Source organism: Pseudomonas sp. Ma2-10, from assembly GCF_054330215.1.
In genome coordinates, this window is the sequence record NZ_JBTEYL010000076.1 from 1 (window position 1) to 1008 (window position 1008).

Below are 1008 nucleotides of genomic sequence, written 5' to 3' on the forward strand. Positions count from 1 at the left end.
CGTTGACGAGGAACCTGAAGAAGTCGTCGCGCCAGTCAAACGCCGAGGCAAACGCAAGCCGCTTTGCGCCGACTTGCCGCGCATCGAAGTTGTCCACGAACTCCCAGAGCACGAACTGACGTGTGCGTGTGGTTGCCGTAAACACACCATCGGCGAAGAAACCAGCGAACAGTTGGAGATCGTGCCGATGCAGATCCGCGTGATCAAACATATCCGCAAGGTTTACGGCTGCCGAGGTTGTGAAGCCGCGCCGGTCACGGCCGACAAACCGGCCCAGTTGATCGAAAAGAGCATGGCCAGTCCCAGCGTCCTGGCCATGCTGCTGACCACTAAGTACGTTGACGGCTTGCCGCTGTATCGCTTTGAAAAAGTGCTTGGTCGTCACGGCGTCGATATCCCGCGCCAAACGTTGGCGCGTTGGGTTATTCAATGTTGTGAACACTTTCAACCACTGCTTAATCTGATGCGTGATCGGTTAATGGAAAGCCCGGTCATTCATTGCGATGAAACGCGGGTACAGGTGCTCAAAGAGCCTGATCGCGACCCGACCAGCCAATCCTGGATGTGGGTGCAAGCCAGCGGCCCGCCGGAGCGCCCCGTCATCCTTTTTGACTACACCACCAGCCGAGCGCAGGAGGTGCCGTTGCGCCTGTTGGGTGATTATCGCGGCTATCTGATGACGGATGATTACGGGGGTTACAACGCATTGGCGCTGCAACCAGGTGTCGAACGTTTGGCCTGTATGGCCCATGTCCGCCGCAAGTTTGTCGATGCGCAAAAAGTGCAGCCCAAGGGCAAAACAGGCCGCGCAGATGTTGCGTTGGCGTTGATTAACAAGCTGTACGGCATCGAGCGTGAACTCAAGGATGCCAGCGACGAGCAGCGATTTTTGGGTCGTCAGGAAAAGAGTTTGCCGGTGCTTGCTCAGTTGAAAAGCTGGCTGGAGAAAACTCACCCTCAAGTGACATCACAAAGTGCCTTGGGCAAGGCTGTGGGATATTTGGCGAG

1 protein-coding gene is annotated in these 1008 nt (G+C 56.4%); it reads left to right on the forward strand.

The window, feature by feature from the left end:
- Window positions 1–1008: IS66 family transposase (tnpC, locus tag ACXPVS_RS27355; RefSeq protein ID WP_458512655.1), on the forward strand; the 1008-nt coding region annotated here is incomplete at both ends.